At 53.5% G+C, this 5,867-nt stretch carries 3 protein-coding genes; all 3 read left to right on the plus strand.

The window, feature by feature from the left end; genetic code table 11:
* On the plus strand, positions 1-239 hold a 239-nt coding region (locus H6A34_RS13375; protein ID WP_205105922.1), incomplete at its 5' end, for a hypothetical protein.
* Positions 240-576: 337 nt separating this feature from the next.
* A complete protein-coding gene (locus H6A34_RS13380; protein WP_239480888.1) occupies positions 577-2,844 on the plus strand; it encodes a DUF5703 domain-containing protein in 2,268 nt (755 codons plus the stop codon).
* Positions 2,845-2,881: 37 nt separating this feature from the next.
* Positions 2,882-5,629 (plus strand): alpha-L-rhamnosidase, encoded by a 2,748-nt coding sequence (locus H6A34_RS13385; RefSeq protein WP_205105923.1) that lies wholly within the window; start codon positions 2,882-2,884, stop codon positions 5,627-5,629.
* Positions 5,630-5,867: the final 238 nt, after the last annotated feature.

Below are 5,867 nucleotides of genomic sequence, written 5' to 3' on the forward strand. Positions count from 1 at the left end.
CTGTTCATCGTTTTTTGTTTTTTTGTTCAACTGCAAATATACGATTTTTACAGCGACTTCCTTTATCTTTCACTTTTTATCCAACTGAACTGCGGATGAACCCAAATTATATAACAAAACTATTGATTTTTAATCTTTTAAAAGAAAAACTCGATGTGCTCAATTTTATGTTGCTGAAAGGCCATCCAACAAAACTGCGGAAGAACCGCTTTATTACATTTCATCCGCCGGATTTATAAACTGCAAATAAGCCTCAACCAACCACCAACATCTCACCTTAATAAAACTGGACGGCCGCAAATAACCATACAGACAACGCCCAACTATAAGCCTAACGGTCACAACCCAGCTATACCGAAAATATTGAATGGCTGATATTTCCGCACCATGATGCCCGCAGATAATATAAAGCCGGTATCACAATCTTCTTTGTTTTTTGAGCATTCAACCGTGTTTTACGGAAATATGCTATGCAGGTAAAACATAAATTTGTATTTTTGCCATAAATATATTACCTTAAACAATGTTGCCGGACAGTCGTAACCGGTGACCAAAAAAGAACTTTAACCTAAAACAATGCATATCAACACTCTTACAGCCAACATCCTGCGTGCCGTCGTTTGTGCCATGTTGTGCCTGACGGTCAACGCCAATACAGCGGCAGCCGAATATGTTCCGAAGGACTACGTGTGGACTTCTCCCAGCCGGAATTCGTCTGAATCAATGCCATGCGGCGGCCACGACGTGGGCATGAACGTATGGGTAGAGAACGGCGACGTGCTCTTCTACATAGCCCGCAGCGGCATGTTCGACGAAAACAACACCCTGCTGAAGGCCGGACGATGGCGTCTCAGCCTGTCGTCCAGCCCGTTCACGGGCGCCGACGGACAGTTTACGCAGACCCTCAGGCTGAGTGACGGGGCGGTGTACATCAAGGGTGGCGACGCCGAAGTGCGCCTGTGGGCCGACGTCTACACCTCAGCCGTGTACATGGAGGTGAAGTCCGCACGCAAGACCGACGCCACGCTGAGCTACGAGAGTTGGCGGTACCGTGACCGACAGGTTACCAAGGCCGAGTGTCAGCAGTGTTCTTACAAGTGGATTTTGCCCAAGGACTGCACAACGTTTGCCGACACGATACGCGCCAAGGGGTCTACTCTCGACTTCTGGCACAAGAACCGTGAGCAGACCGTTTTCGACTTTACCGTCAGCCGTGAGAGCCTCGACGACATCAAGTCGCAGCTGTACAACCCCATCGGCGGCCTGCGTTTCGGCGGTCGCATGACCGCTCCCGACTTCACGTTTACGGGAACGAGCGACGGGAAATACGCCTCAACCGACTACCGTGCATGGCATTTCAAGGCTTCGGGAATAAAGAAATCGACCGTAACAATAACCCTATACACAGGCGATGAGCCGCAAGCCGCGCCCTCGGCAAAGACCTCGCGCAAGCGCAGCGCCGACTGGTGGCATGCATATTGGCAGAGAAGCAATATTCAATTAAGGGTTAAGAATAAAGAATTAAGAAATTCAGCATTAACAAAAGCGGTGCGCAATTACGAACTGTTCCGCTACATGTTGGGCTGCAACGCGTATGGAGAATGGCCCACAAAATTCAACGGCGGACTGTTCACTTTTGACCCCGTATATGCCGACCCGAAGGCTCCTTTCACGCCGGATTACCGCAAATGGGGCGGCGGCACGATGACCGCGCAAAACCAAAGGCTCGTCTACTGGCCTATGTTAAAGAGCGGAGATACTGACATGATGGCGTCGCAATTCGACACATACCTACGCCTTTTGCCCACCGCCGTGGCACGTACGAAGCATTATTGGGGGCACGGCGGGGCGTCGTTCTGCGAACAGATAGAGAACTTCGGATTGCCCAACCCCGCCGAATACGGCAAGCACAAGCCCGGCGACGACCCTGGCATGGAGCGAAACGCATGGCTGGAATACCAGTGGGACACGGTGCTCGAGTTCTGTTCGATGATACTCCAGGCGCACTTCTATGCTGGGATGGACATCACGAAGTACGAACCTCTTATCATACAAAGCCTCCAGTTCTTTGACGAACATTACCAATACCTCGCCAAGAAGCGTGGTGTGAAAGCGCTCAACGGCGACGGCAAGCTCGTGCTTTTCCCCTCGTCGGGGTGCGAAACGTACAAGATGGCCTATAATCCGTCAAGCGTCGTGGCTGCGTTAAGGGTCGTTACGGAACAGTTTGAGCGGTACAAACAGATGAAAGGGATTAAGGACGTATCGTCATACGCTCTCGACTCAACCTTCAAAAACCGCCTTCCCGAAATACCTTTGCGTACCATTGACGGAGACACGTGTATCGCCCCGGCCGTCGTTTGGGAGCGGATACAGAACGTGGAGACGCCCCAGCTCTACCCTGTTTTCCCCTGGAGGATGTACGGAATGGGGCGTGACGGCCTGCAAACGGCACGCAACACTTACCAGAAAGACCCGCACGCACTGGAAATGCGGGCGTCAAAGGGATGGAAGCAGGACAACATCTGGGCTGCATGTCTTGGTCTTACGGACGAAGCCGTGCGGCTGAACACCGAGAAACTTGCCGACGGACCTTACCGCTTTCCGGCCTTCTGGGACCCCGGTTTCGACTGGGCGCCCGACTGTAACCGCGGCGGTTCGGGCATGATTGGCCTCCAGGAAATGCTCCTCCAGGAAGCTCCCGACGGCTCGTTGCTGCTTTTCCCCGCGTGGCCCGATGGCGTTGACGCCTCTTTCAGGCTGCATGCTACTGACGGAAGGATTGTCGAAGCCGAAATCATAGACGGCAAGATAACACATAAAGTAATGAAAAATGTAAAATGAATAATGAAGAATTAAATAGCAAGACATATACAACAATATGAAAAGGAAAAAACTTTTGCTCGTCCTCATGGCGTTTATGGCCATACAGGCGAGTGCAAAACTGACCGTAACACGCCTGACATGCAACTATCATGGAGAGCCTTCAGCGCCCGAAAGCGGCTACATCAACGACATGGCCGTTACCGAAGGCCCCGTCCGTCTGGGCTGGCAGATGAAGGCTGACGCCAACGGCGAACGCCAAAGCGCGTACGAAATAACCATCAAGGAGAATGTTACCGACAAGCAGGTGTACACCTCCAGCAAGGTGAAGTCAAGCCAAAGCCAGCTTATCGAGGTGCCCGCACTGAAGCCGAACAGGCACGGTTACTATTGGCAAGTGCGTGTATGGAACGACAAGGGAGTGCCTTCCGACCTGAGCGGGAAGCAGGAGATACGTGTAGTTCCTGCAAAGATAGACGCAGAGTGGATAGGAGCAATCACGCGGAAGGCCGCCAAAATACCCGAAGGACGCTTCCCGAACACGGTCTTCAAGAAAGATACGTTCAAGGCAAAGTGGGCTAACGTCGACACTCTTTCGGCCAAGAGCATTATCCTAAGAAAAGAGTTTACGATAAAAAAGGCACCCATCACCGACGCTGTTGTGTATGTTTGCGGACTGGGTCACTACCAGTTGAACTTCAACGGATTCGGTGTTGGCGGAGCCGAGTTCGCCCCTGTATGGAGCGAATACGACAAGACGGTGTACTACAACGTGTTCGACGTGACCCAACTCGTCGCCAACGGCGGCAACGCCATCAGCGTATTGCTGGGCAACGGAATGTTCAACGTGCAGCGCATGGGCCGCTACAGCAAGCTGCAAACCAGCTTCGGACCGCCCCAGTTGCTGCTCCGAATGGAGATAAACTACGCCGACGGCACGCAACAGGTTATCAAGAGCGGCGCCGACTGGAAGTATTCGCTCAGTCCGATAACGTTCAACAGCATATACGGAGGCGAGTCGTATGACGCCCGACTGGAGCAGAACGGAGTTGACAAGGCGGGATTTGACGACTCAAAATGGAAGCAGGCAGTGCTCACCGAAGGGCCGAAAGGACGGCTGACACCGCAAACCGTGCAACCCAACAGGGTCATGGAGAGGTACGGAATAAAGTCATGGAAGTACATCCCGGCCGACTCTCTTGCTGCGGCAAGCAAAGCAACGAAGCGCGAGATACATCCTTCAGCGTTCGTAGCGGACATGGGACAGAACCTGGCGGGCTTCCCCGAGATAGTAGTAAGCGGCAAGCGGGGACAGAAAGTGACGCTGCTCGTAGCGGAAAAGCTGACCCGGCAGGGCGCGTGCGACCAGAAACAGACCGGCCGGCAACACTATTACGAATACACGCTGAAGGGCGGTGAGCAGGAGATATGGCACCCGCACTTCTCATACTACGGCTTCCAGTACATACAGGTAGAGGGCGCCGTGCTCGAGGGTGAGCCTAATCCTGACGGCCTGCCGGTACTGAAGAGGCTGAGCAGCTGCTTCGTCTACAACTCGGCAGCGGAGGTTTCATCGTTTGAATGCTCAAATCCGCTCTTCACGGACACGCACAGACTGATAGAGAGAGCCGAGCGGAGCAACATGCAGAGCGTGCTGAGCGACTGCCCGCACCGCGAGAAACTCGGCTGGCTTGAGCAGGACCACCTGTGCGGACCGAGCCTTCTCTACAACTATGACATGACAAGATACGCCCCAAAAGTAATCCGCGACATAACCGACACGCAGAAACAGAACGGCATGGTGCCCACTACGGCGCCGCAGTACATATCGTTCGGCAACCTGTTTGACGACTCGCCCGAATGGGGCAGCACGCTCATCATCCTGCCGTTCATGTACTACGACCAGTACGGCGACAGCACTCTGATAACCGACAACTACGAGCCCATGCGCCGATACGTCGACTATCTCACCTCACGGGCCGACAACGGCATAGTAAGCCACGGCCTCGGTGACTGGTACGACTATGGTCCGTGGCGTGCGGGATTCTCAAAGAACACGCCCGTGCCACTCGTAGCGACGGCCCATTACATATTCGACATACAGCTGCTGGTGCGCGCCGCCGAAATGACCGGGCGCAAGGAGGACGTAAAGAAATACTCGGCACTGCTGAAAGAAGTGACAGACGACTTCAACCGTGAGTTCTACAAGCCCGACTCTTGCACATACGGCACAGGCAGCCAGACGTCGAACGCCCTACCCCTCTACCTCGGACTGACGGGCAAGAACAAGCAGGCCGTAATGCAAAGCCTCATCAACGACATCAAGGAACATGGCAACCGGTTGACAACCGGCGACGTAGGCAACCGTTATCTCTTCCAGACACTTGCACTGAACGGACAGAACGAGCTGCTGTACACCATGCTCAACCACTATGAGACACCGGGATACGGATACCAGCTCCGCCACGGCGCCACCACGCTCACCGAGCAATGGGACCCGCGACAGGGCTCGTCGTGGAACCACTTTATGATGGGGCAGATAGACGAATGGCTGTTCAAGACGCTCGCCGGCATACAGAACCAGCCCGGCACGCACGGCCTTCGCCACCTGCTGATAGCCCCGACGCTCGTCGGCGACCTGCAATACGTCAAGGCATCGACGGCCTCGCTCTACGGAAAAATAAGCGTACACTGCACCCGCACACGGCTCGACGTCGAAATTCCCGTTGGCAGCGACGCCACGATAGTGCTGCCAAACGGCGACAGAAAGCAAGTAGGCAGCGGACGGTACACGTTCAACTTCTGACCACATAGATATTACATAACCAACCTACCGCTCTTACGCAGGCAACACTACAATGCCGCGTAAGGGCGGTTACCGTACCAACACGTTGACAGACACAAAACAACGGACATGCGAAAGACGGTCTTTTGAAATGTAAAAGGCCGTCTTTTACATTATAAAACGTGAGTTCGGTATAATAATCTTATGCAATAAGCCTGCTTTTATCAATGATGTCAATATTGAGTGACGGTTTCTTAGG

Source organism: Marseilla massiliensis (assembly GCF_016899855.1).
Classification (GTDB): domain Bacteria; phylum Bacteroidota; class Bacteroidia; order Bacteroidales; family Bacteroidaceae; genus Prevotella.